This window comes from Cohnella hongkongensis, assembly GCF_042654645.1.
GTDB classification, from domain to species: domain Bacteria; phylum Bacillota; class Bacilli; order Paenibacillales; family Paenibacillaceae; genus Cohnella; species Cohnella hongkongensis.
In genome coordinates, this window is the sequence record NZ_JBHSEP010000003.1 from 372,691 (window position 1) to 398,119 (window position 25,429).

The 25,429-nt window shown below is 60.5% G+C and carries 18 protein-coding genes; 8 read left to right on the forward strand and 10 right to left on the reverse strand.

All coding sequences use genetic code 11. The features are described 5' to 3' along the window. The 8 genes from ACFO3S_RS07215 to leuC form a co-directional block, all read right to left on the reverse strand. Positions 1 to 1,800: an ABC transporter ATP-binding protein gene (locus tag ACFO3S_RS07215; protein WP_378093835.1), complete on the reverse strand. Its 1,800-nt coding sequence runs from the start codon at positions 1,798 to 1,800 to the stop codon at positions 1 to 3. After that, entirely contained in the window at positions 1,797 to 3,596 is a 1,800-nt protein-coding gene (locus tag ACFO3S_RS07220; RefSeq protein WP_378093838.1) for an ABC transporter ATP-binding protein, read from the reverse strand. The genes ACFO3S_RS07215 and ACFO3S_RS07220 overlap by 4 nt, the downstream gene beginning before the upstream one ends. Positions 3,597 to 3,854: 258 nt before the next feature. After that, positions 3,855 to 7,571, reverse strand: a complete 3,717-nt coding sequence (locus ACFO3S_RS07225; RefSeq protein ID WP_378093840.1) for a dynamin family protein — start codon at positions 7,569 to 7,571, stop codon at positions 3,855 to 3,857. After that, positions 7,568 to 8,236 carry an endonuclease III gene (gene nth / locus ACFO3S_RS07230; RefSeq protein WP_378093842.1) on the reverse strand — a complete coding sequence of 223 codons (669 nt, stop codon included), beginning with the start codon at positions 8,234 to 8,236 and terminating at the stop codon, positions 7,568 to 7,570. The genes ACFO3S_RS07225 and nth overlap by 4 nt, the downstream gene beginning before the upstream one ends. 287 nt (positions 8,237 to 8,523) lie before the next feature. Next, a complete protein-coding gene (locus ACFO3S_RS07235) occupies positions 8,524 to 11,220 on the reverse strand; it encodes an S-layer homology domain-containing protein (protein ID WP_378093844.1) in 2,697 nt (898 codons plus the stop codon). A 59-nt stretch (positions 11,221 to 11,279) separates the two neighbouring features. Beyond that, positions 11,280 to 12,755, reverse strand: a complete 1,476-nt coding sequence (locus ACFO3S_RS07240) for an N-acetylmuramoyl-L-alanine amidase (protein ID WP_378093846.1) — start codon at positions 12,753 to 12,755, stop codon at positions 11,280 to 11,282. A 204-nt stretch (positions 12,756 to 12,959) separates the two neighbouring features. Further along, positions 12,960 to 13,562: a 3-isopropylmalate dehydratase small subunit gene (gene leuD, locus ACFO3S_RS07245; RefSeq protein ID WP_378093848.1), complete on the reverse strand. Its 603-nt coding sequence runs from the start codon at positions 13,560 to 13,562 to the stop codon at positions 12,960 to 12,962. A gap of 16 nt (positions 13,563 to 13,578) precedes the next feature. Further along, the gene (gene leuC / locus ACFO3S_RS07250) at positions 13,579 to 15,000 is read right to left on the reverse strand and encodes a 3-isopropylmalate dehydratase large subunit (protein WP_378093850.1); all 1,422 of its coding nucleotides are present in this window, start codon (positions 14,998 to 15,000) and stop codon (positions 13,579 to 13,581) included. A 121-nt stretch (positions 15,001 to 15,121) separates the two neighbouring features. Here leuC and ACFO3S_RS07255 point away from each other — a divergent pair, with 121 nt between their 5' ends. Further along, complete coding sequence (locus tag ACFO3S_RS07255) at positions 15,122 to 16,027, forward strand: LysR family transcriptional regulator (RefSeq protein ID WP_378093852.1); 906 nt, start codon at positions 15,122 to 15,124, stop codon at positions 16,025 to 16,027. A 143-nt stretch (positions 16,028 to 16,170) separates the two neighbouring features. On the opposite strand, the gene ACFO3S_RS07260 is transcribed toward ACFO3S_RS07255, so the two are convergent. After that, positions 16,171 to 16,968 (reverse strand): carbon-nitrogen family hydrolase, encoded by a 798-nt coding sequence (locus tag ACFO3S_RS07260; protein ID WP_378093921.1) that lies wholly within the window; start codon positions 16,966 to 16,968, stop codon positions 16,171 to 16,173. Positions 16,969 to 17,222: 254 nt separating this feature from the next. Here ACFO3S_RS07260 and ACFO3S_RS07265 point away from each other — a divergent pair, with 254 nt between their 5' ends. The 7 genes from ACFO3S_RS07265 to mtnB all read left to right on the forward strand — a co-directional run bounded on the left by ACFO3S_RS07265 (position 17,223) and on the right by mtnB (position 24,596). After that, entirely contained in the window at positions 17,223 to 18,398 is a 1,176-nt protein-coding gene (locus tag ACFO3S_RS07265) for a pyridoxal phosphate-dependent aminotransferase (RefSeq protein ID WP_378093854.1), read from the forward strand. 350 nt (positions 18,399 to 18,748) lie between these two features. Next, positions 18,749 to 19,876, forward strand: coding sequence for a glutamate 5-kinase (gene proB, locus ACFO3S_RS07270; protein ID WP_378093856.1), 1,128 nt, complete (start codon positions 18,749 to 18,751; stop codon positions 19,874 to 19,876). Next, the gene (locus ACFO3S_RS07275; protein WP_378093858.1) at positions 19,869 to 21,116 is read left to right on the forward strand and encodes a glutamate-5-semialdehyde dehydrogenase; all 1,248 of its coding nucleotides are present in this window, start codon (positions 19,869 to 19,871) and stop codon (positions 21,114 to 21,116) included. Before proB ends, ACFO3S_RS07275 begins: the two co-directional genes overlap by 8 nt. 10 nt (positions 21,117 to 21,126) lie before the next feature. Further along, a complete protein-coding gene (gene proC / locus ACFO3S_RS07280) occupies positions 21,127 to 21,999 on the forward strand; it encodes a pyrroline-5-carboxylate reductase (protein ID WP_378093860.1) in 873 nt (290 codons plus the stop codon). 28 nt (positions 22,000 to 22,027) lie between these two features. After that, on the forward strand, positions 22,028 to 23,263 hold the full coding sequence (locus ACFO3S_RS07285; protein WP_378093862.1) for a 2,3-diketo-5-methylthiopentyl-1-phosphate enolase: 1,236 nt from the start codon (positions 22,028 to 22,030) through the stop codon (positions 23,261 to 23,263). After that, positions 23,260 to 23,952: a 2-hydroxy-3-keto-5-methylthiopentenyl-1-phosphate phosphatase gene (locus ACFO3S_RS07290; RefSeq protein ID WP_378093864.1), complete on the forward strand. Its 693-nt coding sequence runs from the start codon at positions 23,260 to 23,262 to the stop codon at positions 23,950 to 23,952. The genes ACFO3S_RS07285 and ACFO3S_RS07290 overlap by 4 nt, the downstream gene beginning before the upstream one ends. Further along, entirely contained in the window at positions 23,949 to 24,596 is a 648-nt protein-coding gene (gene mtnB / locus ACFO3S_RS07295) for a methylthioribulose 1-phosphate dehydratase (protein WP_378093866.1), read from the forward strand. Before ACFO3S_RS07290 ends, mtnB begins: the two co-directional genes overlap by 4 nt. 107 nt (positions 24,597 to 24,703) lie before the next feature. Here the strand turns inward: mtnB and ACFO3S_RS07300 are convergent, their stop codons facing one another. Then, on the reverse strand, positions 24,704 to 25,414 hold the full coding sequence (locus ACFO3S_RS07300; protein WP_378093868.1) for a DnaD domain protein: 711 nt from the start codon (positions 25,412 to 25,414) through the stop codon (positions 24,704 to 24,706). Positions 25,415 to 25,429: the final 15 nt, after the last annotated feature.

A 25,429-nucleotide genomic window follows, 5' to 3' on the forward strand; every position in this document is an offset into this window, starting at 1 on the left:
TTATGCGGACAAAAAGCGGTATTGCGCTTCGACCAGGTTGCGGTAATGCCCGGGGCGCTTCATCAGTTCCTCGTGATTGCCCATCTCCTTGATCTCCCCGTGATCGAGCACGACGATGCAGTCGGCATGACGGATCGTGGACAGACGGTGGGCGACGATAAACGAGGTGCGGCCTTCCAGCAGCGTGGAGAGCGCCTCCTGGATGCGCAGCTCCGTCTCCGTGTCGATGCTGGCTGTCGCTTCGTCCAGCACGAGAATGCGAGGATCGGCCAGCAGCGCCCTGGCGAAGCTGAGCAGCTGACGCTGTCCGACGGAGAGCACGTTGCCCCGCTCCTCGACCTCGGTTTCGTAGCCGCTAGGCAGATCGACGATAAAGTCGTGAGCGCGAACGGCGCGGGCCGCCGCTTCGACCTCCGCGTCCGTAGCGCCGGGACGCCCGTACCGGATATTGTCGCGAATCGTGCCCGAGAAAATAAACGTGTCCTGAAGCACGATGCCGATCTGCGAGCGCAGGCTGTCGATCGTTACGTCGCGGACGTCCTGGCCGTCGATTAGCACGCGGCCTTCAACCGTATCGTAGAAGCGGCAGATCAGGTTAACGATCGTGCTCTTGCCGGAGCCGGTATGGCCGACAAGCGCCACCGACAATCCCGGCTTCACGTCCAGATTAATGTCCTTCAGCGCGGGACGGTCCTTCTCGTAGCCGAACGTAATGTTCTCCAGACGCACATGTCCTTCCAGCTTCGCGATCGGCTTCGCGCCTTCCTTCTCCGGAACGGCCGGCCGTTCGTCCATGAATTCGAAGATGCGCTCCGCCGACGACATCGAGATGAGCATTTGCGAATACATGTTGCCCAGCCGCGTAATCGGCTCCCAGAAGCTTCCGACATAGGTGATGAACGCCACCAGCACGCCGACGGTCATCGCTTCGGACTGAATCAGGTACGTGCCGTACAGCAGCAGGATCAGCGTGCCGATCGCGGACGTGATCTCGATGAGCGGGCCGAACAGCTGGTTCAGAGCGGACGCCCGGTTCCAGGAACGGATGTTGCTCGTGTTCATGCCGTCGAAGTATTGAATGTTCTCCTGCTCCTGGGCGAACGCCTGCGTTACGCGAATGCCCTGGATGCTTTCGTTCAGATGCGCGTTGATGCGGGATTGCTTGATCCGAACGATCTGCCAGGCCATTCGGATTTTTTTGCGCAGCGCCGTCGAGACGAAAAACATGAGCGGAACCGTAATGATGACGGCCAGAGCCAGCTTCGGCTCGATGACGAGCAGAATGATCGTAATCCCGATAAGCTGCACGATGTCGATCGCCGTATTGACGACCCCGTTCGTGAACATGTCCTGCAAGGAATTGACGTCGTTGGTGACCCGGACGAGGACGGACCCGGCCGGACGCTTGTCGAAGAAGCGAAACGACAGCGACTGAATGTGCTTGAACAAAGCGGCTCGCAGGTCGAAAATCACCTTCTGGCCGATCTCGTTCGTCCGGTGAATCGTATAATTTTGCGCCCACCAGCGCGTGCCGTACAGGGCGAGCATGACGGCGGCAATCGTCAGCAGCAGCGACAGGCTGCCCTCGCCCTCCTTCGGGAAGATCGCGTCGTCGATCGCCATCATCGTCAGGAACGGAATAGCGAGCTTGGTGAGCATCCCGAACACGAGCATCACGAATACGACTTTGCCTACTTCGGCTTTGTAAGGCTTCACGAACGTGACCAGACGGGCCATCTGCTTCCAGTTAAACGGCTTCTCGATCAGCTCGTCGTCCTGGTATACGAATTGGCGGCTCATCCCGACACCCGCCTTTCCGCGGAACCATCCGCAAGCTCATCATCATCCAATTGTTCGGGACGGTCGGAATATTGAATCCGGTACGTCTCCCGGTAAAGACCGGGCTGGCGAACAAGCTTGTCGTGCGTTCCGCGCTGAATCGTATGACCGCGATCGAGCACGATAATCTCGTCGGCATGGCGCAGCGAAGAGATTCGGTGCGCGATCATAAACACGGTGCGTCCGGCCATCACCTTGCGGATGGCGGTCTGAATCTCGTGCTCCGTCTCCATGTCGAGGGCGCTCGTCGCATCGTCGAGAATGAGAATTTTCGGCTTGTTCAGCAGCGCGCGGGCAATGGCGATCCGCTGCTTCTGTCCTCCGGACAAGCCCATTCCCCGCTCTCCGACAACCGTATCGTAGCCGAGCGGAAGCTCGCGGATGAAGCCGTCCGCCTGCGCGTAGCGCGCTGCCTCCTCGATCTCCTCCATCGTCGCGCCGGGGCGCCCGTAGCTGATATTTTCCTTGATCGTCGCCGAGAACAGGAACGACTCCTGGAACACGATGCCGATCTGCCGGCGCAAGCCGGCCAGCTCGATGTGGCGGATATCGACCCCGTCCAGCGTAATCGCGCCGTCTCCGACGTCGTAAGCCCGAAGCAGCAGACTAACGGCGGTCGATTTTCCCGAACCGGTTCCTCCAAGCAGGCCGACGACGGTGCCTGCCGGCGCGTCCAGCTGGAAGCCGAGCAGTGCGGAAGGCAGATCGTCCCGGTTCGTATATCGGAAGCTGACGTCGTCGAAGCGGATGTGTCCCTTCACCGCCTCGTCGTCGAGCACAAGACTTTTTTCCCGATTTTTGACGGCGATCGGCTGATAGAGCAGCTCCAGCAGCCGCTCTCCCGAAGCCTTGGACTGCGTGTAGCCGTTAATCTGGAAGCCGAGCGTCCACAGAGGGGCTACGACGAAGCCGAGCATCCCCGTAATCGCGATAAGCTCTCCCAGCGTCAGCGTGCCGGCGATGACGCGCCAACCGCCCGCCAGCAGCAGAGTCGCGACGCTCAAGTTCGCGATAAATTCCATGGCCGGGAAGTATTTGGCCCATACTTTCGCCAGCGTCAGATGGTTGTCGCGATACTCCACATTTTCTTTGACGAATTTATTAATTTCGAACGGTTCCCTCGCGAACGATTTGACCGTTCTCACCCCGGTAATGTTCTCCTGAACCCGAACCGTCAGCCGCCCTACCGCCGACCGGATCGAACGGAATACCGGGTGGATCGCCTGCTCGAAGCGGATCGCCACGAAGCCGAGCACCGGGATGAAGCACAGAATGAGCAGCGTGAGCGACCAGTCGACGAAGAACATCATCGTAAATCCGAACAGCACTAGCAGCGCCGTATTGAGCAGCTGCGCGAAGCCGAATCCGATAAACATTCTTACGCCCTCGATGTCGGCCGTCAGCCTCGACATTAAGTCCCCCGTCCTCGCCGTATCGTAATAGGAGAAGGACAGCTGCTGCAGCTTTTCGTAACATGCGTTGCGAAGGCGGTAAGCGATCCGGTTGCCGAGACGCCCCCCGCTGAAACCGTGTACATACTGGAACGCAGCTTTGACGAATATGACCCCTACGGCGGTCAGCGTCAGTTGGAGCACGCCTTCATAATTGCCCGGAACGATCATGTCATCGATGAGAGACTTCAGAAGCAACGGATAAATCAGTCCGAGAGCAGTCGCTACCGCAAGTCCGGCTATCGATCCCCACAGGAAGCCTTTGTCCTGCCAGTAATAGGATTTTAACGCCCGAAAAATACCCAAAAATGGTCCTCCCCTCGCTGCTTTCTACGGCAGTTTAAGCCGAATCGCAGCTCCCGGCAACAGCGTTAATCCGTCCTATTCGTGCTTGCGGGGGAAACTGTCGCCGACATTGCCGCGTAATCACCGATTATCTTCGATATCGTCGATTTTCGTACCTAACTTCCCCTTGTTTAACCGCTAATTCAAGCAATACGAAGACATAAATAGAAAAGACCCCCTTTCCTCCCTATAAGGGGCAAAGAGGGCCGATTATCGAAATTATAGCCTTATTTTCCGCCATTGGTCACGCAAATCCATCAAATAACGCTCTTCGCCGGGCTGCCGCAGCGCATCGCTCATGCTGAGCGCGAAGGCGGCGAGCTGTTCCGACCAGGCCGCCGAAGCCGCTCGGACCGCCTCGCCCAGCGCCTTCTCCGTCGCCTGCTCCCACTGCCTCCGCAGCGCCTCGAGCGCGTCGTCGATCGTCCGCAGCAGCGTCTCCTCCAGTTCTTCGCGAAGAGCGGCCGCGCCTTCCTTCTCGAAAAAATGCTTCGGCGAGCGAAACGCGTTCCACAGCTGCCTGGCCTCGAAGCGGGGGCCGTCCGCGAACGGTTCGGGCAGCGGCAAATCCAGCGACGGCTTCTCCGCCGGCTCCGGCGCAAAGCCTTCCCGCTCCATCTCCGCCAGTCCGGACAGCGCCGTCAGCGCCTTCTCCGCCAACGAGCCGATCGTTCCTTCGAGCCGCAGCCCCGCCGCTCTCAGCTCCTGCAGCAGATCCTCGTTCAGGGAACGCTTCAAATCCTCTCCGCAAGCTTGCAGCAGCTTCCTCAGGTCCCGGCCGTCGTCCTGGAGGATCGACGGGTGGAAGGCCGTCTGAAAATGCTCCTTGAACCGGAATTTCAACCGTTGGCGCAGATGATACAGCTGCTCTCCCACCTCCTGGCGAAGAGGCTGCGCCGCAGCGGCAGGAACGGCCTCCGCCCCCTCTGCCTGCCAGCGGCGCGCTTGCTCGGTTAACCGCTTCGCCTTCGCTTCGCGCGTGGCGGCGTCGGCGTTGGCCGATTGCAGCCAGCCTTCCAGCAGCTTGTCGACGCGGTCGAGCTCCTTGTTCGCCGAAGCGAGCGCAAGGCCGCCGAGCTCCTCTTCGGAGAAGCGCCGGAAGGCCCCTTCGAACTCGGCCAGACCGGAAGCTTCCAGAGCGGGACGGCTGCGCGACTGCTTCGCCTGAAGGCCGTTCAGGCTCGACACCGCGAACAGCCGCGGCTTGCGAATGCCGTGCTTCAGCAATTGCGCGCCGACGTGCTCCTTGACCGCTGCCAGCTCCGCTTCGGACGAAGCGAGATCGGCCGCGTTGATGACGAAAAACATTTTGTCGAGCTCGAACACGTCCTTGACGCTGCCGAGCTGATTCAGAAACTCGCGATCCGCTTCCGTGAAAGCATGGTTATAATATGTCACGAACAGCACCGCGTCCGCATTCTTGATATATTGGAACGCGACGCCGGTATGGCGGGCGTTGATCGAATCCGCTCCCGGCGTATCGACGAGCACCGCGCCGCTGCGCGTCATCGGCGAATCGACGTACAGGTCGATCTCGGCGACGAAGCAGGAAGCCCGCTCGTCCGCGGCGAATTTTCTGTACTCTTCTTCGCCGACGGTCAGCTGGCCGCCCAGCAGCGGGCCGAATTCGTCCCACCCTCGGGCCGCGGCCGTCAGAAACGCGAGATGCGGCCTTCCGCGCGGGTGCAGATCCCCGGCCGAGACCGGGTCCTTCAGCGCCAGCAGCTTGGAGACGTCCGCGCCGGCCGCGTCCAGCTTCTCCTGGGCGATGCCGATCCGCCCGAGCGAGTGCCGGACGTCGTCGGCGAACGCCTCCGGCGTCTTCATCGTCACGAGCGCCGTGCCGTCCTGATGCTCCTCCGTCGGCGCCACAATCCGGTTGATCGTCGCCGTCGTCGGATTCGGCGAGACCGGCAGGGCCGGCTTGCCGACGAGCGCGTTGGCGAACGACGACTTGCCGGCGCTGAAAGCGCCGAACAGCGCGATCGTAAAGCTCTTGTCGCGGAAGCGCGCCGCCTTGGCGTTCAGGCCGTCCGCGACGCCTCGCAGCGCAGAAATGTTGGACAGCAGCGCCGCCGCGCTCTCCAGCATCTCCGCGGCTCCCGCAGGCGCTCCCAGCCGGGCCGGCCGGGAATCGCCTTCCCCGGAGAGCGCCGTCTGCGCCTCGTACGTCGAATCTTCGCCGACGGCTCCCTGCCGGGAATCCGGCGCCGGCGCTCCCTTCTTCAAAGCGCCGACCCGTTCGGCCGCAATCGGTTCCGGCGCAGGGAGCCTCAGCTCGCCGCCGTTCCCGCCATCGGGCTCGGGCAGCAGCGCAAGCAGCTTACGCTCCTCCTCGCGTTCCTCCCGTTCAAGCGCGGCGATCCCGTCGGCGATTCGATCCGCTTCTGCAAGCTCGGCCAGTTGGGCTTTCACGCCCTCGGCTCTCTGTTCCAGAATCGGTCGATCCCGATCCTGCAGCTCGTCTAGCCATTGGAACGCCGCTTTACGGTACAACGACTTCAGCTCGGCGCTGATCTCCGCCGAGTAGTGCAGCGTCGCCTGGCCCTCCGCTCCGGCGCCCGGCTTCACGAGCCCGCGCAGCCATTCCGGCTGAACCGGGCGGAAGAGGTCGTCGAGCGAGCGTTCCAGCTCTTCGCCGGAGTAGCCGCTCTGTTCGGCTTCGCGGCGCAGCAGCGCCTTCAGATGGCCGATGACGTTCGCCGACACCTGCCGGTTGAAATCGTCGGTCAGCCTGCCGAGCCTCGCGCTGCGCTCCGTCTCGGTCTTCGCCGCGCTCGCGAGCCATCCCGCCTTAAAGCCGGGCTGCATCGCCGCCAGCACCGCTTGCGCCTTCTCGCGCGTCTCTGCCGGCGTCAGGTTGGCGTTGCCGAGCAGCTTATCCATGTCGTCGCGTACGCGTTCCTTGCGCAGATCGCCTGCCGCTTGAAGCTGGGACAGCTCCTTCTCCAATTCGGCGCGAAGAGCCGCCCTGCGCTCCGTCTCGCCCTCGTCGCCCAATTGCTCCTGAAGCTGCTGCCTCTTATCCTCGTTGCGCTGATGGAGCGTCTGCCGGTATTGCTCCGCCAAATAGACGGCCGAGCGGGAAACGCTGCGCGCGATGAGCTCGTCTGCGAGCGGCTGAAGCTCCTCGATCAGCCGAAGCAGCTGCTTCCACTGCGATAACGGATGCTCCGGCTCTCTCAGCGACAGAAACAGCGTAGCGGCCGGCCGGATGTCCCAGCTGGACAGCGCTTCGCTCAGGCTGCTTCTGAACTCCGAGAACGAAAGCTGCTCCTCCTTGTGCTTGTCGATCTGATTGACGATCAGGTACGTCGGTTTGCCCCAACGCGCCAGGCTGCGGAGGAAGCGGAAATTGACCTCCGACTGCACGTGATTGTAGTCCGTCACAAAAAAGACGACGTCCGCCAGATGAAGCGCGGACTCGGTCGCCGCCCGGTGCGCGCCGTCCGTCGAGTCGACGCCAGGCGTGTCGACGATCGCCGTGCGATCGCCGAGCAGCGGAATCGGGTACGATACGCGGATCGAGGTGACGCCTTCGCCGTCGACCGCGAAGTCGTGCAACTGCTCGACCGGGATCGTGCGCGCCGGATGCGTCCGGCCGCTCGAATCGCGGAATTCCGTCTCGGCGAACGGCTCGCCGTTGACGACGGTCACGACGTTGGCGCTCGTCGGAATTGGAGACGCGGGGAGAAGCGTCGCCCCGCACAGCGCATTGACGAGCGTCGACTTCCCGGCGGAGAAATGCCCGCAGAAGGCGACGGTCAGCCGCCCGTTCTCCAGCTTGCCGGACAGCTCCCGCAGCTTCGCCGCCTGCACTTCGTCGCCGTTTCCCGCCGTTCTTGCGGCCATTAGCCGCAGCGCTTCCTGGAATCGGATCAGTTCGGATGATAACGGCACGCCGGATGGCGGCGCGCCGAGTTCGATAGAGTTCACTTCGCTACGCTCCTCTTCTTCAAGGAGGCTTTCATTCGAGCCTTGCCTTCCTTGCAATGTTCCAGTACCGGACAAACTTCGCATTTCGGATTTTGCGCCTTGCAATGGTAGCGCCCGAAAAAGATGAGCCGATGGTGCGTAATCGTCCATTCCTCGCGCGGAACTTTGCGCATCAGCTTCTTCTCGACTTCAAGCACGGAGTCGTCGGGCTTCGCAATGCCGAGCCGCTTCGATACGCGCTCCACGTGGGTATCCACCGCAATCGCCGGCACGTCGAAGGCGTTAGACATGACGACGTTCGCCGTCTTCCTGCCGACGCCAGGCAGCGCGGTCAGCTCCTCGTGCGTGCGGGGCACATCCCCGCCATGCAGGTCGATGACCATTCGGCACAGCTTCTGGATATTCGCCGCCTTGTTGCGGAACAATCCGATTCTGCGAATGTCGTTCTCCAACTCCTCGAGCGGAACGTTCAAATAGTCTTGCGGAGAACGGTACTTTTCGAACAATGTCGCCGTCACCTTGTTCACGGTCTCGTCGGTGCACTGCGCCGACAGCAGCACCGCGATCGTCAGCTCGAACGGATTGCGGTGATTCAGCTCGCAGCGGGCGTCGGGAAACATCTCGGCTATCGTATTCAGCACATGCCTTAACGTTGCGGCGTTCATAGGCGCTCCTTCTTTATCGGAAAGTCTCTAAAATATCAGTTTACCGGAAGTTCGCCAATGCGGCAATACGCCGTATTGCCTCTCGCTCAGACGAGCCTCCCGTTTGTCCGCGCGGCGCCCGCTCGCCTCGCCCCCATCGGAAGGGAGACCATCTGCACGTTTCCCGAGGCCGTGCCGACCCTTCCCTTTAAGGCGACACAGATCAGGATAGCGTATTTTACACTTTCCAAATCAAGAAAAACAGGCCAACCGGATGAAAGATCCGATTGGCCTGACGGGTGCTGCGATTATTTGACGATCTCGACGACTTTGCCGCGCACGATGTAAAGCGACAGCGGATCGTCCTTCTTCATGCTCGACAGCGAAACGGTGTTAGCCCCCTGGTGAATGTAGACTTGAGGGTGCAGCTCGTACGTGTTGTTCTCGTTCAGCGACGCTCTGTTCACGAACAGCGTCGTCGAATTATGATTCAAGTACTGCTTGCTGATTGCCGGAATGATCTCGATGACCGTCTTGTCGTTCTCGTCCACCCGAATCTCGACGCGATCGCTGCTCTTGATCGAGGACAGCGAGCCGACAACGGCGTTGTTCCTCATGACCGTCGGAGCGGTTGCGAACGTGCGGGTGACAGGCGTGCCGGCGTTCGTTACCAGCTCAATCGAGTTGGCCGACGCGTTAACGGACGTTACCCTTCCGTACGTCACCGGGTAAGCTTTGATCTTGATCGCGTTTCTGCCCTTGAAGGTTACGTTAAGCAGATGCGTGTTCGACTGATTTAACGACATCAGACTGATCGGATTATCGTTCTCATCCACCAGCGATAACAGCATGGAGTTGAGGCTCCATTCTTCGGTCGCCCCGTCCGACCTTTTCGCACGGACTTTGTTAGCTGCCAGATCGACGCTGACCAGATCGAACTGAACCGTCTTCTGCACTTGAACGGCAATGATCCTGTCTTGGTTGACATAATCCATCAGTGCCGTTACTTTGTCTCCGACGCGGATGTCCAGATAGCTCGTGGAGGGCACTCCGTAAATCTCGGCGGCAAAAAAGTTCGGATAAGGCAGAACGACCTCGTTTTTGTTCTCGAGCTGAAGCTTAAGCGTTTTGGCCGTTACGTTGTTCTCCAGCACCGTTCCGGTATATTGAGAAACGACGGAAATATAAGCCGCATTCGAATTCGTGTAGCCGACGTTAATCTTTTTCCCTCTTGTGAGGTAGGTGGCGGCCTCTTTTTTGGTCATGACCGTACCGTTCAGATCGTAGCGGGTCGTCTCGGTCAAAATCAGCGGCACCTTTTTGTCGGCGGAGTCGGTAACGATCAAAATATCGTTCTCCAGATCGCTGGAAAATACGACCGCATTGTTCAAGAAGCTGACGGAACGGTTTTTGATCGTAATGATCGCCACTTTCCCGCTGTCGTTCAGCGTCATGGAGATCGTATCCCCCTTGAACAGATCGTCCAAACTCACGTTGGAAAGCCCTTCGAGCTTAACGACGACGTTGTCCGCCAAGTCTTTGGCTCCCAGTTCGTTGTTTACGCGATATTGAATCGTTTTGCCTGCTTTGTCCACAAGATTGACGACGCCCTCGATCGGAGGCTGAACCTTCTTCGTCACCGTGATGCTCGTCACCGAGCCCATCTTGACCTCGTAGGAAATCGCGTCGCCGACGACGAGCTGATCCAGCGCCAGATTCGCGCCGTTGTGCTTGATCGCCGCATTGGACTCGATCGGGTAGCTCTCCGTCACCCCGGCGGCGTCCTTCACGGTAAGCGTCAGGCCGGTCGCGCTAACGTCCTCGACCGTACCGGTGCCGGATTTGTTCGTGACCGCCTTGTTGACCGTAAGGGACAGCAGCTTGCTTTCCGTGGCGACGTCCACTCCCAGCGTCACAGGAACGTTAAGCGGAAGATCGGCGATCGTCAGCGTCTGGCCGTTAATATCTTTAATCGTCAACGTCTGCGAATCGTAGGAGACCGTTTTCGGTTCTCCGCCGACCGACACGGTCAGTTTGTTTTGCGAGTCGGTGACGAGAATGAGCGTCCCTTCGTAGTTTTTCACTTTGGGCGTCTCGCTTGTCTGCTCCACGAATCCGACCGTGCCGTCGGAGTTGCCGATCAGAACCACTTCGCCATACAGTTTTAAGGAAGCGATGCTCGTCGTCTGCTCCGAGCCGTAGCCGTAGATCGCGGCAGACGAGGACAGCATGTAATCCTTCACGACGCCGTCGTCGTGAAGCAGCGTCACCTTGCTTCCGTCCACGGCGACGAGCGCTCCGGTGACTTGCCCCGGGTAAGCGACATCCACCTGGGATTGGGCGCGGCTGAACAACGTGGAAGCCATCTCGCGCGTAACGGTAGCCGTCGGATCGAACTTCGTCGGCGTGACGCCGTTAACGAGTCCCAGCTGCACGGCGATGCTGACGTAGCCCTTCAAGCCGGCGTCGATCTGGCTGTCGTCGCTGAACGACGTCGCCTGGCCGGCCGCCTCCTTGGCCGCTTGATCCTTGCCGATGGCGCGAACGAGCAGCTTCGCCATCCATTCTCTCGTAGCCGGGCTGCTGCCCCATTCCTTGCCGTCTTTTTTGGCGAGTGCGATTTCTTCCTCGAGCAGCAAAATATTTTTCTGCACGGCCAGCTTTATGTAAGGTTTGTAGTCGTTCTTGATGACCAGATCGCTGGGGAACACGAGCGGCTCGTCCTTCTTGACTTCGTGGTCGACGCCCATGAATCTGAGCGCAATAATGACTGCTTCCTCGCGGGTCACCTTGTTGGCCGGACTGAACATGCCCGCCTGCTTGCCCGTTCCGCCCTTCAGAATGCCTTGCATGGCCAGCTTCGTAATGTGCTTCTCGGCCCAGCCGGGCTTCACGTCGCTGAAGATCGAAGCGGCGGACGCAGCATTCCCCGTATAAGAGACTCCGGATAATACGAGCGATGCAACAAGCAAACCGGTAATGCCTTTCGATATTCCTTTCTTCATCGTCAACTGTCCCCTCTCCCGGAATATGCGCATGCCGGCCCCTGAAAGGGCCGGACAGCTTATTGTAAATTCAATTGCATCTTGATTCCTGTGGCGATCGCTTGGGCGACCCGATCTTGCAGCTCCTCCGTCCATAGCTGCGGCTCGTCGTTCTTGTTCGATAAGTAGCCGACTTCAAGCAGAATAGCGGGCATTGTCGTCTTCGTCGTAACGGCGAGATTGACGGAGTGCTTTCTAACCCCGTTGTCCTTCAATCCCGTCGCCGGAGCAAATACGGAATGCATCAACTGCGCGAACGCTAAGCTGTCTTCGCGTGTATAGTACGTTTCCGTACCGTTGATCTCGGGCGAGGTGCTGCTGCTGTTGGCATGCACCGACACGAAAATGTCCGCCTGAACCGAGTTGGCCAACGTGTATCTGTCCTGCAGCGTCGGATAAGTATCGTCGTTGCGCGTCAGGATCAGCTTGATCCGCTCCTCACTCGCCAAGATAGCCTGCACCTTCAGCACGACGGCCAGATTGAAGTCTTTCTCCTTGCGATTCGCAATGCTGACCGCGCCGGGGTCGGATCCGCCATGTCCCGCATCGAGAACGACGGTATACAGCGACTTGTCTTCCGCCGGACGCTGGAGCGCAATGGTCAGCACGCCGGCGCTCGGATCGTTCTTCAACTCGTAATTCCAAGCCTGATTCAGATCCAGCACGAATCTCGGCGCTTTCGTATCCGTACCGAACATCGAATAACGGATCGACCGGAGCGCTTCGTGTCCATCGACCGGGATATGACCCTCATTGGCCAGCGAAAAATCGGCGGCCGGCACGAATTCAGGCGCGTATCTTCCGTTCGGAACGTCGATGACGATCCGCTTTGGATTGTCCAGCTTGAAATCTCGAGGAACGATAAGTCCGTCGTACGTCAGGACGACCGACTCCGTTGCGGCGTCGTAGCGAATCTCGGTCAACGTTCCCGTAACCGCCGGAGGTGCGGAAGTGCCTCCGCCGTCTCCGTTGTTGCCCGGCTCTTGCGGATCGACGATTCCGATCAGGCCGCCGTCCGAAGGATCGGTCGGCTGAGAACCGTTGCCGGTGTCGGGAGGAGCAGGAGAAAACAGAAATACCGATTTAAGTTGATTATCCCAGAAAACCTGAACGTCCAGTGACTCGCCAAGAAATCTTAAAGGGATAAGAGTAACATTTGATTGAATGAACGGCGGCACCGCCATCTCTACGGGGGAACCGTCCAATAAAGCCGTAGACTTGTCCACCGTCATGACGAGCTGCTTCGTGCCGTTGGATACCGTCACCTGCTTCGTGCTGTTGTCGTAGTCCACCTTGTATCCCAGATTCTCGGTCGCGATGCGCACCGGCACCATGACCGTACTGTTCAGGAGCAGGGGTGGAACTTTGGGCTCTAGCTCCATGCCGTCCAAAATCAATTTGGGCGTCGGCGTCTCCGCTTTGGCGGCGTGCGCCATGCCCGCACTCAGGACCAGCATGCCGGCGACGACGAACAGCAGGGAGAGCCACTTCTTCATGCTTCACCTCGATGTCTAAAAGATTTGCGAACAAGGCCGATCTATGTAAGTCCAGCAGCGGCTCGTCCACGATTCATTAGACGTCGAAAAGCATGAAAAGTTGCGTATTGAAGGAAAAAAAGGCCCTTTGCCCCGAAATTTGCCGAATCGGAGACAAAAGGTCCTTTTTCCGCCCTGAAGGCTTTCGTATCCGCGTTATTGGGCTTAGACGATCGCGCTGGCGGCCCGGCGCTGCTCATAAGCGGTAATCGCCGCTTCGTGCTGAAGCGTGAGGCCGATATCGTCCAAGCCTTGCAGCAGGAAGTTGCGGCGATGAGCGTCGATCTCGAACGGAATGCGCAAGCCGTCCTCGTCGGTCACGACTTGGTTCTCCAGGTCGACGTTCAGCTTGTAGCCTTCTTTCGCTTCCGTGCGCTTGAACAGGTCGTCGACCTGCTCTTCGCTCAGCTTGATCGGCAGAATGCCGTTCTTAAAGCAGTTGTTGTAGAAAATGTCGGCGAACGAAGGCGCGATGATGCAGCGGAAACCGTAGTCCAGAATCGCCCATGGCGCATGCTCGCGGGACGAGCCGCAGCCGAAGTTGGCCCGGGACAGCAGGATCGACGCGCCCTGGTAGCGCGGCTTGTTCAGGCTGAACTCGGGAATGACGTTCCCCTGCTCGTCCCATCTCCATTCGAAGAACAGAAACTGGCCGAATCCGCTTCTTTCGATTCTTTTCAAAAATTGCTTCGGAATAATGGCGTCCGTATCTACGTTCACCCGGTCGACCGGGGCGACAAGTCCGTTCAGTTGTACAAAAGCTTCCATGTTCGTGTTCCTCCCCTTACGCCGTCACTTCGGCTTTGAAATCCCATGTGCGCACATCGACGAAACGTCCCTGGATGGCCGCAGCCGCAGCCATCTCCGGAGATACGAGATGCGTGCGCCCGCCGCGGCCTTGACGGCCTTCGAAATTCCGGTTGGACGTCGATGCGCAGCGCTGGCCGGGCTGGAGAACGTCGGGGTTCATGGCGAGGCACATGCTGCAGCCCGCATCGCGCCACTCGAATCCGGCTTCGATGAAAATTCGGTCGAGTCCTTCCTTCTCGGCCTGAAGCTTGACGCGCCCCGATCCCGGAACGACGATCGCCGTCACTTTGGGGCTCACTTTGTAGCCGCGCGCCACGGAGGCCGCGGCCCGCAGATCCTCGATCCGTCCGTTCGTGCACGAGCCGATGAAGACGTAATCGATCTCGATATCGGTCATCGGCGTACCCGGCTTCAGTCCCATGTACTCGATCGCGCTCTTGGCCGCTTTGCGCTCGTTCTCGGTCGGAAGCTCCTCCGGAACCGGAACCGCGCCGGTAATGCCCGTCCCCATGCCCGGGCTCGTGCCCCAAGTCACTTGAGGAATCAACGACTCCACGTCGAAGTCGAGTACGGCGTCATATTCCGCGCCTTCGTCCGTGCACAGCGCCTTCCACTGCTCGACCGCCTTGTCGAACGCTTCGCCCTTCGGCGCGTATTCTCGTCCGCGCAAATATTCGAACGTCGTCTCGTCCGGGGCGATGAGGCCAGCGCGCGCGCCCGCTTCGATGGACATGTTGCAGACGGTCATCCGTTCCTCCATCGACAGCTCGCGAATCGCTTCGCCGGTATACTCCATGACGTAGCCGGTGCCGAAGTCCGTGCCGTATTTCGCGATCAGACCGAGAATCATATCCTTCGCGGTAATGCCGGGCTTGCGCTTGCCGTTGAAGCGGATGCACATCGTTTTGGCTTTCGACTGCTGCAGACATTGCGTCGCAAGCACATGCTCGACTTCGCTTGTGCCGATCCCGAAGGCGAGCGCTCCGAACGCGCCGTGCGTGGACGTGTGGCTGTCACCGCAGACGATCGTCTTGCCCGGATGAGTCAGACCGAGCTCCGGACCCATGACGTGAACGACGCCTTGATCGATCGTGTTCAGATCGTACAGCTTCACGCCGAACTCCTTGCAGTTCGCGGTCAGAGTATCGACCTGCTGCTTGGAGATCGGGTCGGAAATGTTGAAGCGGTCTTTCGTCGGAACGTTGTGGTCCATCGTCGCGAACGTCAATTCCGGGCGTCTCACTTTGCGTCCGGACAGACGCAAGCCTTCGAACGCTTGCGGAGACGTCACCTCGTGCACCAGATGGAGATCGATATACAGGATGCTGGGCTTCCCTTGCTCCGCTACGATCTCATGATTTTCCCAAATTTTCTCGAACATCGTTTTTTTGCTCATCTGCTGTTCACCCCAATAATTCTCTTTAGCTTGCTCCTATCTTATCATTTCGTCTATCATTGTTCCAAGATATAATTTCTATAAGGTTAATAGTTCCAAACTATAGAGGAGGCGGTTTCCCGTGGAATTCCGACAGCTGCAATACGCGATCCAGATCGCACAGGAAAGAAACTTCTCGCGCGCCGCGGAGAAGCTGCATATCGCCCAGCCGTCCCTCAGCCAGCAGCTGTCCAAGCTGGAGAAGGAGCTCGGCGTGCTGCTGTTCAAGAGAAGCACCAACTCGGTGGAGCTGACGCATGCCGGGAGCGTATTCGTGGAGAAAGCGCAGCATATCGTCGATATGGCCGACCAGCTTCGCCGCGAGATGGAAGACATCGCCGACATGCGCAAAGGCCGGCTCGTCGTCGGCAGTCTGCCGATGACCGGCGCCCATGTGCTGCCGCATGTGCTTCCCGTTTTTCGCGAAGCTTATCCGAACATCGAAATCGTGCTGATCGAGGAGACGACGCGGCAGTTGGAGCAATTGACGGCCAGCGGCGGCACGGACGTCAGCCTGCTCTCGCTCCCGCTGATTGAGCCGTCGCTCGCCTACTTGCCCGTGATCGAGGAAGGCATCTGTCTCGCCGCTCCTCCCGATCATCCTCTCGCGCAGCTTCGGGATCGGGCGGTGTCCGTCGAGCAGCTGAAGGACGAGCCGTTCATTCTGCTGAAGAAAGGACAAGGCTTCCGGCTGATCGCGCACGATCTGTGCGCCGCAGCCGGCTTCGATCCGCGCGTCGTCTTCGAGAGCGCCAACATCGACACGGTCCAGGCTCTCGTTGCGGCCGGCATGGGCGTCGCGTTCCTGCCCCGGATGGTGACGCGCAGCGATTGGCAGGGACGGGCCCCTGTCTACTTAAAACTGGAGGGCAGCCCGACGCGCACGCTCGTGATCGCCTACCGCAAGGGGCGGTATCTGTCCAACGCGGCCGAAGCTTTCATCGCCACGTTCCGCGCCACCATCGACAACATCGGCATGAACAAGTAAGCGGGGCGATTCCCGGAGCTCGCTTACGGTCCGGCGGATCGTTACATCGCCCATCGCGCCGATCGGCGGCTCGCTAACGGTCCGACAAGCCGCTACACCGCTCATCTCGCCCGTCAGCGGCCCGTTTGCGGTCCGGCAGACCGCTATTCGTACAGGCTTGGCCTGCGGTCGGCGAACACGGGAATACGGCCCCGCACCTCGTCTACGAGTGCGAGATCGAGGTCCGCAACGACAATCGTTTCCTCCTCGCCGGCTTCCGCCAGCACCTCGCCCCACGGATCGATCGCCATCGAATGGCCGAAGAAGCTTGAACCTCCGCTTTCGCCGACCGTATTGCAGGAGACGACGAACATCTGGTTCTCGATCGCGCGCGCCTGCAGCAGCGTTCGCCAATGATGCAGCCGGGGATGCGGCCATTCGGCCGGGACGAGGAGCAGCTTCGCGCCGCCGAGCGCCAGCTTCCGGGCCAGCTCGGGAAAGCGGATATCGTAGCAGATCATCGCAGCCGCAGGAACGCCCTCCAGCTCGAACGCGCCCGCCGTCTCTCCCGCCTCCAGATGCTGATGCTCGTTCATCAGCTGAAACAGATGGATTTTGCTGTACTCGGCCGTCGCCGCTCCCGACCGGTCGAAGACGTGAATCGTGTTCGTGACGGCGTCTCCGCGAAGCTGCGCGATCGACCCCGCCAGCACATGAATCCCGTGCCGCCTGGCAAAGCGGGATACGACTTCTTTCGTCCGCGCCCCGTCCGGATCGGCCAGCTTCCGTATTTCCGTCAGAGCGTAGCCGGTATTCCACATCTCCGGAAGAACGATCAGATCCGGCTTCGGGTCGAGCGCGGCCGCTTCTTCCAATTTCGCTTCCATCTTCGCGAAGTTGGCTTCCGTATTCCCCGCTTCTATATTCATCTGAACCAGCGCGATGCGCCACTTGGTCGTCATTCTGAATCCCTCCTGCGACGTTCCGTTAATGAAGACGGCCGGCGATCGTTCCGGCGCATGCCGACCTTCTCTTCTGTCCTCCATCGTACTGCATCCCCCGTGTTCCGGCAACCCGATCGTGCAAACCCCCATTATTCCAATATGACTTCAGATACTTTTTTTGAAAAAAAGCCCGAATCCGTTGCCGAGCCGATGCCGTTATGCTACATTCATCCTATTCCTATACCAAGCATGACGGAGCGTGACAATCGAGCATGAGCTTCAAGATGACCCCCGCTAAGCGAATGCAGCATTTGCCGGAGCAGTTTTTTGCAGCGCTGGTCGCCAAGGCGAACGCGCGCGCGGCAACCGGCAGCGACGTGATCAATCTCGGACAAGGCAATCCCGATCTGCCGACGCCCGCGAACGTCGTGGAGCGGCTTAAGACTGCGGCCGAAAATCCCCTGTATCACAAATACCCGCCCTTTCGCGGATTTCCGTTCCTGAAGCAGGCGGTCGCCGAGCGCTACAAGGCGGATTACGGCGTCGATCTGAACCCGGAGAAGGAGGTCGCCGTTCTGTTCGGAGGCAAATCCGGTCTGATCGAGATCAGCCAAATCTACCTTGATCCTGGGGACGTCTGCCTTGTGCCCGATCCGGGCTATCCGGATTACTGGTCCGGCGTCGCGCTGGCCGGGGCGGAGATGTGCTTCATGCCGCTGAAGGAAGAGAACGGATTCCTCCCCGATTACGAGGCGATTCCGGCGGCGGCCGCCTCCGGGGCCAAGCTGATGTTCCTGAACTATCCGAACAACCCGACGGCGGCGACCGCCACCGCCGAATTCTACGAACGGACCGTGGCCTTCGCGCGCAAGCATAACGTCATCGTCGCCAGCGACTTCGCTTACGGGGCGATCGGCTTTGACGGCATCCGTCCGGTCAGCTTCCTGGAGACGCCTGGCGCCAAGGAGGTCGGCGTCGAGTTCTACACCTTGTCCAAAACGTATAACATGGCCGGCTGGCGCGTCGGCTTTGCCATCGGCAACGCGGACATTATCGAACAGATCAACCTGATTCAGGATCATATGTATTGCAGCCTGTTCGGCGGCATTCAGGAGGCGGCCGCGGAGGCGCTGACCGGACCTCAGCAATCGGTCGCAGAGCTTGTGGCTACCTACGAAAGCCGCCGCAACGCCCTGTACGGCGCTCTGGAAGAGATCGGCTGGAAAGCGGCCAAGCCTGCGGGCTCCTTCTTCTGCTGGCTGCCGGTCGCTCCGGGCCATACGTCGATGTCCTTCGCCAACCTGCTGCTGGAGCAGGCCAACGTCGTCGTCGCCCCGGGCTCGGGCTTCGGCGAAAGCGGCGAGGGCTACGTGCGGCTCGGGCTGCTGACCAGCGAGGAGAGGCTGCGCGAGGTCGCCGCCAGAGTCGGCCGTCTGGGCCTGTTCTAGACCGTCTCTCCGGCGCCGGTTCCTTTACAACCCTTGCGGCTCATGGTATTCTTAGGGTACTCGAGCGTCGGCGCGGCCGGCGGGATCATAGGAACGCAACGACGGGAAACGAAGCGGACAAGGGCATGCCAGAGAGTAAATTTCCAGGCTGAAAGAATTTACCTTGCCCCCCGCCTCCCCCATCCCCGAGCGGACGGCGACGAGCCGGACAGAGCCCGCTGTTATCGGGAGCATGAGAGGACGGATGCCTCTGTATTCTGGCGCCGTCAACGAAGGTGGTACCGCGGAAGATTAGCTTTCGTCCTTTAGAGGGCGGAAGTTTTTTTATGGCTTGATAAGGGGTTGAACGCATGGGCAAACGAATCGTAGTCAAAATCGGAAGCAGCTCCCTCACCTCCGAGCAGGGCGGCTTAAACCGCGACCGGGTGAAGTTCTTCGCAGACGAGCTAGCCTCGCTGCACCGTTCGGGACATCAGGTGCTGCTCGTTACGTCCGGAGCGATCGCCGCCGGCTTTCGCCGACTGGGTTACGCTTCGAGGCCGAAGCTGGTGCACGAGAAGCAGGCGGCCGCATCGGTCGGGCAAGCGCTGCTAATGCAAGCTTACCAGGAAGCGCTGGACGCGAGCGGCATCGCCGCCGCCCAAATCCTGCTGACGCGGCCGGATTTCAGCAACCGGGGACGGGCGCAGAACGCCACGCGCACGATTGAGGAGCTGCTGAAGCAGCATGCCATTCCGGTCATTAACGAGAACGACACCGTCGCCGTGGACGAAATCAAATTCGGAGAGAACGATTCCCTGTCCGCGCTCGTCGCCAATCTCGTCAAAGCCGACGGCTTGTACATTCTGACCGATATGGACGGCTTGTATACGGGAGATCCGCGCAAAACGCCGGAAGCCTCCCGCATCGAACACGTCGAGACGCTCACCGAGGAGCTGTACCGGATGGCCGGGGGCGCCGGCTCGTCCGTCGGCACGGGCGGCATGCGCTCCAAGCTCGAGGCGGCCCGCATCGCCATGCAAGGAGGCGTTCCGGCGTTCGTCGGGCGGGTATCCGATCCCGGTGACCTGCAGGCGGCCGTGGCCGGACAAGGGAAGGGCACTTATTTCGCCTCCTCCCTCCACTCGCTCTCGGCCAAGAAGCATTGGGTCGGCTTTCTGTCCGATCCGCAAGGGAGAGTCGTCGTCGACGACGGGGCCGGGGACGCCCTGCTGAACCGGGGACGAAGTCTGCTGCCTGCAGGCGTTACGGCGGCGGAGGGTGACTTCCACCCCGGGGAAGTCGTTGAGGTCGTCGGCGCGGACGGCCGCGTGCTCGGGAGGGGCGTCACAAATTATGCCGCCTGGCAGATTATCGCCGTCGCCGGCTTATCGACCGAGGAGGCGCGCAAACGCGTCGAAGTCGGCCGTATCGAAGTGATTCACCGCGACGAATGGGTCGCATCCACCATCGTAAAGGAGGCTCACGCCCATGAGTGAAGTCGTAACGAAAGCGAAAGCGGCGCGGGAGACGACCGCCGCGCTGAACAAGTTGACCGAAGACCAGAAAAACGAAGCGCTGCTTCTCGTCGCCGACGCCCTGTTAACCTCGCAGGACCGTCTGCTCGCGGCCAATGAAGAGGACATCGTCCGCGGGCGCGCGCAGGGAACGTCTGAATCTCTGCTCGACCGGCTTAAGCTGACTCCCGAGCGGCTCCGGGGAATCGCGCAGGGCGTGCGGGAAGTCGTCGCCCTTCCCGATCCGGTAGGCGAGACGCTGCAGACTTTCGAGCGTCCGAACGGCCTGTCGATCGAGCAAAGGCGGGTTCCGCTCGGCGTTATCGGCATGATCTACGAAGCGCGGCCCAACGTTACCGTCGACGCCGCCTCCCTGTGTCTGAAAACCGGCAACGCCGTCGTTCTTCGCGGAGGCTCGGCCGCGCTCTCCTCCAACCGCGTCATCGTCGAGGTCATGCGCGGCGCGCTGTCCCGTTCAGCCATTCCCGCTGAGGCGCTGCAACTGATCGAGGACTCCGATCGCAAATCCGTCGACGAGATGCTTAAGCTGAACGGGCTGCTGGACGTCATCATCCCTAGGGGCGGAGCGTCGCTCATTCAGAATGTCGTCCAGAACGCGACTGTGCCTGTCATCGAGACCGGCGCTGGAATCTGTCATACGTTCGCGGATGCCAGCGCCGATTACGCGATGGCGGAAGCGATCGCCCTAAACGCGAAGGTTCAGCGCCCATCGGTGTGCAACTCGATGGAGACGCTGCTGCTGCACGAAGCGTTCGCCGCCGATCATCTCTCGGCCCTTGCCGACAAGTTTCGCGAGGCCGGCGTGCAGTTGAGGGGCTGCGGCGCTTCCCGCCAGCTCGCGCCCTGGATCGGGGAAGCGACGGACGCCGACTACGCCACCGAGTACAACGACTACATCTTAAACGTGAAAGTGGTAAAAGATGTAGACGAAGCGCTCGCGCACATCCGCCGATTCGGCACGCAGCATTCGGAATGCATCGTCACCGAAGACGCGAAGAACGCCGAGCGTTTTCTTCAGGAGGTGGACGCCGCAGCCGTCTACCATAACGCCTCCACGCGCTTTACCGACGGGTTCGAGTTCGGTTTCGGCGCGGAGATCGGCATCAGCACGCAGAAGCTCCACGCGCGCGGTCCGATGGGCTTGCCGGCGCTGACGTCAACGAAATATCGAATAGTCGGAACAGGCCAAATCAGAACCTAGGAGGTGCAGGATGTCCAGTCCCGCTACGTCCTCCCTGAAGGACGTTCAGCTATGCTTTTACGGAGCCGGCTCGATGGCCGAAGCGATCCTGCGCGGCTTGACCGGCTCCCGGCTTGCCGATCCCGGAAGCATCGCCGTCATGAACCGTCAGAATGCGGCACGTCTTCAAGAGCTCTCGCAGCGGTACGGCGTCGTTCCCGCCGACACCGACGACAAGAAGCGCGCGGCGCTGTCATCCGCGGACGTCATCGTGCTCGGCATGAAGCCGAAGGACGCCGCGGGCGCGATCCGTGCGCTGAAGCCGCTGCTCCGCCCCGAGCAGCTTGTCGTATCGCTCATCGCCGGCTTGTCCATCTCTACCGTTCATCAGCTGCTCGGACGGGAGCAGCCGGTCGTCCGCACGATGCCCAATACGTCCAGCACGATCGGTCTCGGCGCGACAGGCATCAGCTTCTCCGCCTCGGTATCCGCGGAGCGGCGCGAGCTGGCGCTGGAAATGTTCAGCGCGATCGGCATGACGGCCGTCGTCGAGGAGCCGTTGATCGAAGCGGTCAACGGCGTGTCCGGAAGCGGGCCCGCTTACGTCTACTATTTGATGGAAGCGATGATCGGCGCCGGCGTCCGACTTGGCCTGACGCCGGAGGCAGCCCAAGCGCTCACCGTTCAGACCGTTCGCGGAGCGGCCGAGATGGTGCTCGCCACCGGAGAACATCCGGAAGAGCTGCGCCGCAAGGTGACGTCTCCGAACGGAACGACGCAAGCGGCGATAGAGACGCTGGAGCGATTTGCCTTCCGCGAAGGGATGAACGAGGCCATCCTCCGCTGCGCGGAGAGAGCCCGGGAGATGGGCGAAGCGATCCGCGAGGAAGCCGCCCAATCCTGAATCTGCATGGAAAGAAGGTTAAGATCGAATGAATTCATCTCATCCCTACAGCCGCGCCACATACCGGCTGTACGACGATAAAGCCGACTTCGACAAGAAAGCGCAGGGAATCGCCGTCGGTCTCACCGTCGGAAGCTGGACCGAGCTGCCCGAAGCGGCCAAGGAGCAGATGCGCAAGCATCTCGGTCAGGTCGTGTCCGTAGACGTGCATGATCCGGAGGGCGCGCAGCCTGGCGAGCGGTACGCCGACATCACGATCGCTTATCCCGATTTGAACTTCAGCCGGGACATTCCCGCTTTTCTCGTGACCGCCTTCGGCAAGCTGTCGATGGACGGCAAAATCAAGCTGATCGACATCGAACCGTCCGCCGAATTTCTGAGCGCTTTCCCGGGTCCGAAGTTCGGCGTCCAGGGCGTGCGGGATCTGCTCGGCGTCCGCGACCGGCCGCTCGTGATGAGCATTTTCAAATCCGTGATCGGCCACGATCTGGCGAATCTGCGCGAGCAATTTCTGCAGCAGGCGCTTGGCGGCGTAGACCTGATCAAGGACGACGAGATATTGTTCGAGAACCCGCTCACCCCGCTGGAGAAGCGCGTGGAAGCCTGCGTCTCCGCCGCCCGCGAGGCGGAACGGACGACCGGACAGAAGCTGATCTATTTCGCCAACTTGACGGGCCCGACGTTCGAGCTCAAGGCGAACGCCAAGCGCGCGATTGCGGCCGGGGCGAGCGGCCTGCTGTTCAACGTGCTCGCTTACGGCTTCGACGCGCTGACCGAGCTGGCCAAGGATCCGGATATCCGCGTCCCGATCGCCGCGCACCCCGCCATGGCGGGAGCGTTCTATCCGTCGGCGCATTACGGCATTTCCGCGCCGGTTCTGCTGGGCAAGCTGATGAGAATCGCCGGAGCCGATCTGTCGCTCTTCCCTTCCCCTTACGGCTCCGTCGTTATGCCGAAGGCGGAGAATCTGGCGGTGATGAACAGCCTTCTCTCTCCGGAGCTTCCGCAGAAGCCGGCTTTCCCGGTTCCGTCCGCCGGCATCCACCCGGGGCTCGTGCCGCTGATCATGGCGGACTTCGGGCCGGAGGTGGTCGTGAACGCCGGCGGCGGCGTACACGGACATCCCGGAGGCGCAGCGGCCGGAGGGCGCGCGTTCCGGCAGGCCGTCGATGCGGTCAAGTTGGGGGTGCCGCTGGAGAAGTATGCGGAAAGCCGCGAGGAATTGCGCATCGCGATCGAACGCTGGGGGGTACGCACGTCTTGAACGACACGACACCGGATTTTCCGAGACCGCCCGTTCTATTCTGCGACTTCGACGGCACGATTACGCTAAGCGACAACATCGTCGCCGTCATGAAGCATTTTAACCCGCCGGGCTGGGAGGAGATCGTGCGGGAGATTATCGCCGACACCAAGTCGGTTAAGCAAGGCGTCGGCGAGATGTTCGCGCTCTTCCCCTCCTCTATGAAGGATGAAATTAAACAGTACATTTTATCGAGCGCCGGCATCCGTCCGGGTTTTGCGGAGCTGCTGAGCTGGTGCAGGGCTCACGATGTGCCGTTCTACGTCACGAGCGGCGGAATCGACTTTTTCGTCCATCCGCTGCTGGCGCCCTACGGCATTCCGTCCGATCATATTTATTGCAACGGCAGCGACTTCAGCGGAGACTCCATCCGCATTACGTGGCCGCATGACTGCGACGACTATTGCGACAATCGCGGACGCTGCGGCATGTGCAAAACGGCGGTCATCCGCCGGTTCCCGGAAGACCGATACTATCGCATTCTAATCGGAGACAGCGTCACCGATTTTCCCGGAGCGAAGATCGTCGATCTCGTCTTCTCCCGCTCCCATCTGACGGATAAATGCCGGGAGCTCGGCCTTCCGCATCTGCCGTTCGAGACGTTCCACGACGTCATCCACCATCTCGAACAAGGAGGCTTGCGTTCATGAGCTTCGCGAGCATTACGACAGAAGAGAAACGACGCGTGCTCGGCGAGTTTACCGAGGTGAAGGCGGACTTCGCTTCGCGCGGCTGGTTCGCCGGCACCGGCGGCAATCTGTCGATGCGTATCGGCCCCTACTCGCCGGATGAATTTTACTTCGCCGTGACGGCCAGCGGCAAAGACAAGACTCGCTCGACGCCGGAGGATTTCCTGTTCGTCGATCAGGACGGCCGCCCGTGCGAAGCGACGGCGCTCAAGCCGTCGGCCGAGACGTCGCTTCATCGCGAGATCTACCGACTGACCGGCGCAGGCGCCATTTTCCATATTCATAGCGTGTTCAACAATCTCGTGTCCGAATGGTTCTGGGAGCGCCGCGCCGTGCCGATCCAAGGCGTCGAGCTGATCAAGGCGTTCAACATTTGGGAGGAGGACGCCGCCATCGAGGTGCCGATTCTGACCAACTACGCCGACGTGCCGCGCATCGTTCCGGAAATTACGGAAAGGCTCGATCCCCGCGTCCCCGGGCTGCTCATTCGCAAGCACGGCGTATGCGCCTGGGGCAAGGACGCGTTCGAGGCGAAGAAGCATCTGGAGGCGTTCGAGTTTTTATTCGAATACGTGTACCGGTGGGAGCTTCTGTCGAAGAAGTAAAAGCCAAGCATAAACGCCTTCGGCGTCCTCTAGACGCAGAATCGCGTTTGCAGGAAAAAAATCCGCTGCTTGCCCGTTCGGGCCAAGAGCGGATTTTTTCTTGCCGTTTAAGTGCCTGGACGGCCGGAGCGGAACTTCTGTCCGTAGTCGCGAGCCTCCTCTACATTGGTCACCCGGTTGCGGCTCCATTCGAGGAGAATCCGGTCGATATAGCGGAAGCTCAGCTTGCCCGCGAATACCGATTCCTTCAACGCGAAGCGGATCAGTTCCTCCGCGTATTGGTCCTGATCCAGCCAGCCGTTCATAATCTCGTATTCGGTCGGCGTCAGCGGCCGCCCGAACTCCTGCTCGAACAGCGAGAACAGGCTGCCCGCGACCGGCATCGCGGCCGCGCGCACGGGCGTTCGCCCGGCGTCCTCGTCCGCTCCATCGGCCCGCCCCTCCCGAATCGGCAGGGCGCCAGCGGACAGCAAAGCTCCGATCTCGTAGAACAGCCCGGACAGATTATAGCGTTCCGACTGGACGCCCGATAGCGGATCGAACACTTCGTCGATCGCGACAAAGCCGAGCTTCATCAGCTTTTGCAGCGTCTGCCCGACCAGCGACGGCGAGCAGCCCAATCTCGTCTGCAGCTGCTCGATTGTCGGGAAGTCGTTCTGCTCCAGTTGGCGAAAAGCAATCAGATGCAACAGCAGCATCGCTTCCGTATCGTTGAGCTTAAGCGCCCTGTACGTTCTCAGCAGCGCGTACGGGATGCTGACCGCTCCGTCCATGTAAGCCTCGGCCATTCCTCTGGCCATCGAACCTCGATCGTTCATTCCCCGGCCCCCCCT

Excerpts from the sequence above, each read along its gene's own strand:
- mtnB (WP_378093866.1), top strand. The coding sequence starts at position 23,949 with ATGAGCTTCGCGAGCATTACGACAGAAGAGAAACGACGCGTGCTCGGC.
- ACFO3S_RS07240 (WP_378093846.1), bottom strand. The coding sequence starts at position 12,755 with ATGAAGAAGTGGCTCTCCCTGCTGTTCGTCGTCGCCGGCATGCTGGTC.
- ACFO3S_RS07235 (WP_378093844.1), bottom strand. The coding sequence starts at position 11,220 with ATGAAGAAAGGAATATCGAAAGGCATTACCGGTTTGCTTGTTGCATCG.
- proB (WP_378093856.1), top strand. The coding sequence starts at position 18,749 with ATGGGCAAACGAATCGTAGTCAAAATCGGAAGCAGCTCCCTCACCTCC.
- ACFO3S_RS07260 (WP_378093921.1), bottom strand. The coding sequence starts at position 16,968 with ATGACGACCAAGTGGCGCATCGCGCTGGTTCAGATGAATATAGAAGCG.
- leuD (WP_378093848.1), bottom strand. The coding sequence starts at position 13,562 with ATGGAAGCTTTTGTACAACTGAACGGACTTGTCGCCCCGGTCGACCGG.
- ACFO3S_RS07285 (WP_378093862.1), top strand. The coding sequence starts at position 22,028 with ATGAATTCATCTCATCCCTACAGCCGCGCCACATACCGGCTGTACGAC.
- nth (WP_378093842.1), bottom strand. The coding sequence starts at position 8,236 with ATGAACGCCGCAACGTTAAGGCATGTGCTGAATACGATAGCCGAGATG.
- ACFO3S_RS07300 (WP_378093868.1), bottom strand. The coding sequence starts at position 25,414 with ATGAACGATCGAGGTTCGATGGCCAGAGGAATGGCCGAGGCTTACATG.
- leuC (WP_378093850.1), bottom strand. The coding sequence starts at position 15,000 with ATGAGCAAAAAAACGATGTTCGAGAAAATTTGGGAAAATCATGAGATC.
- proC (WP_378093860.1), top strand. The coding sequence starts at position 21,127 with ATGTCCAGTCCCGCTACGTCCTCCCTGAAGGACGTTCAGCTATGCTTT.
- ACFO3S_RS07265 (WP_378093854.1), top strand. The coding sequence starts at position 17,223 with ATGAGCTTCAAGATGACCCCCGCTAAGCGAATGCAGCATTTGCCGGAG.
- ACFO3S_RS07215 (WP_378093835.1), bottom strand. The coding sequence starts at position 1,800 with ATGAGCCGCCAATTCGTATACCAGGACGACGAGCTGATCGAGAAGCCG.
- ACFO3S_RS07275 (WP_378093858.1), top strand. The coding sequence starts at position 19,869 with ATGAGTGAAGTCGTAACGAAAGCGAAAGCGGCGCGGGAGACGACCGCC.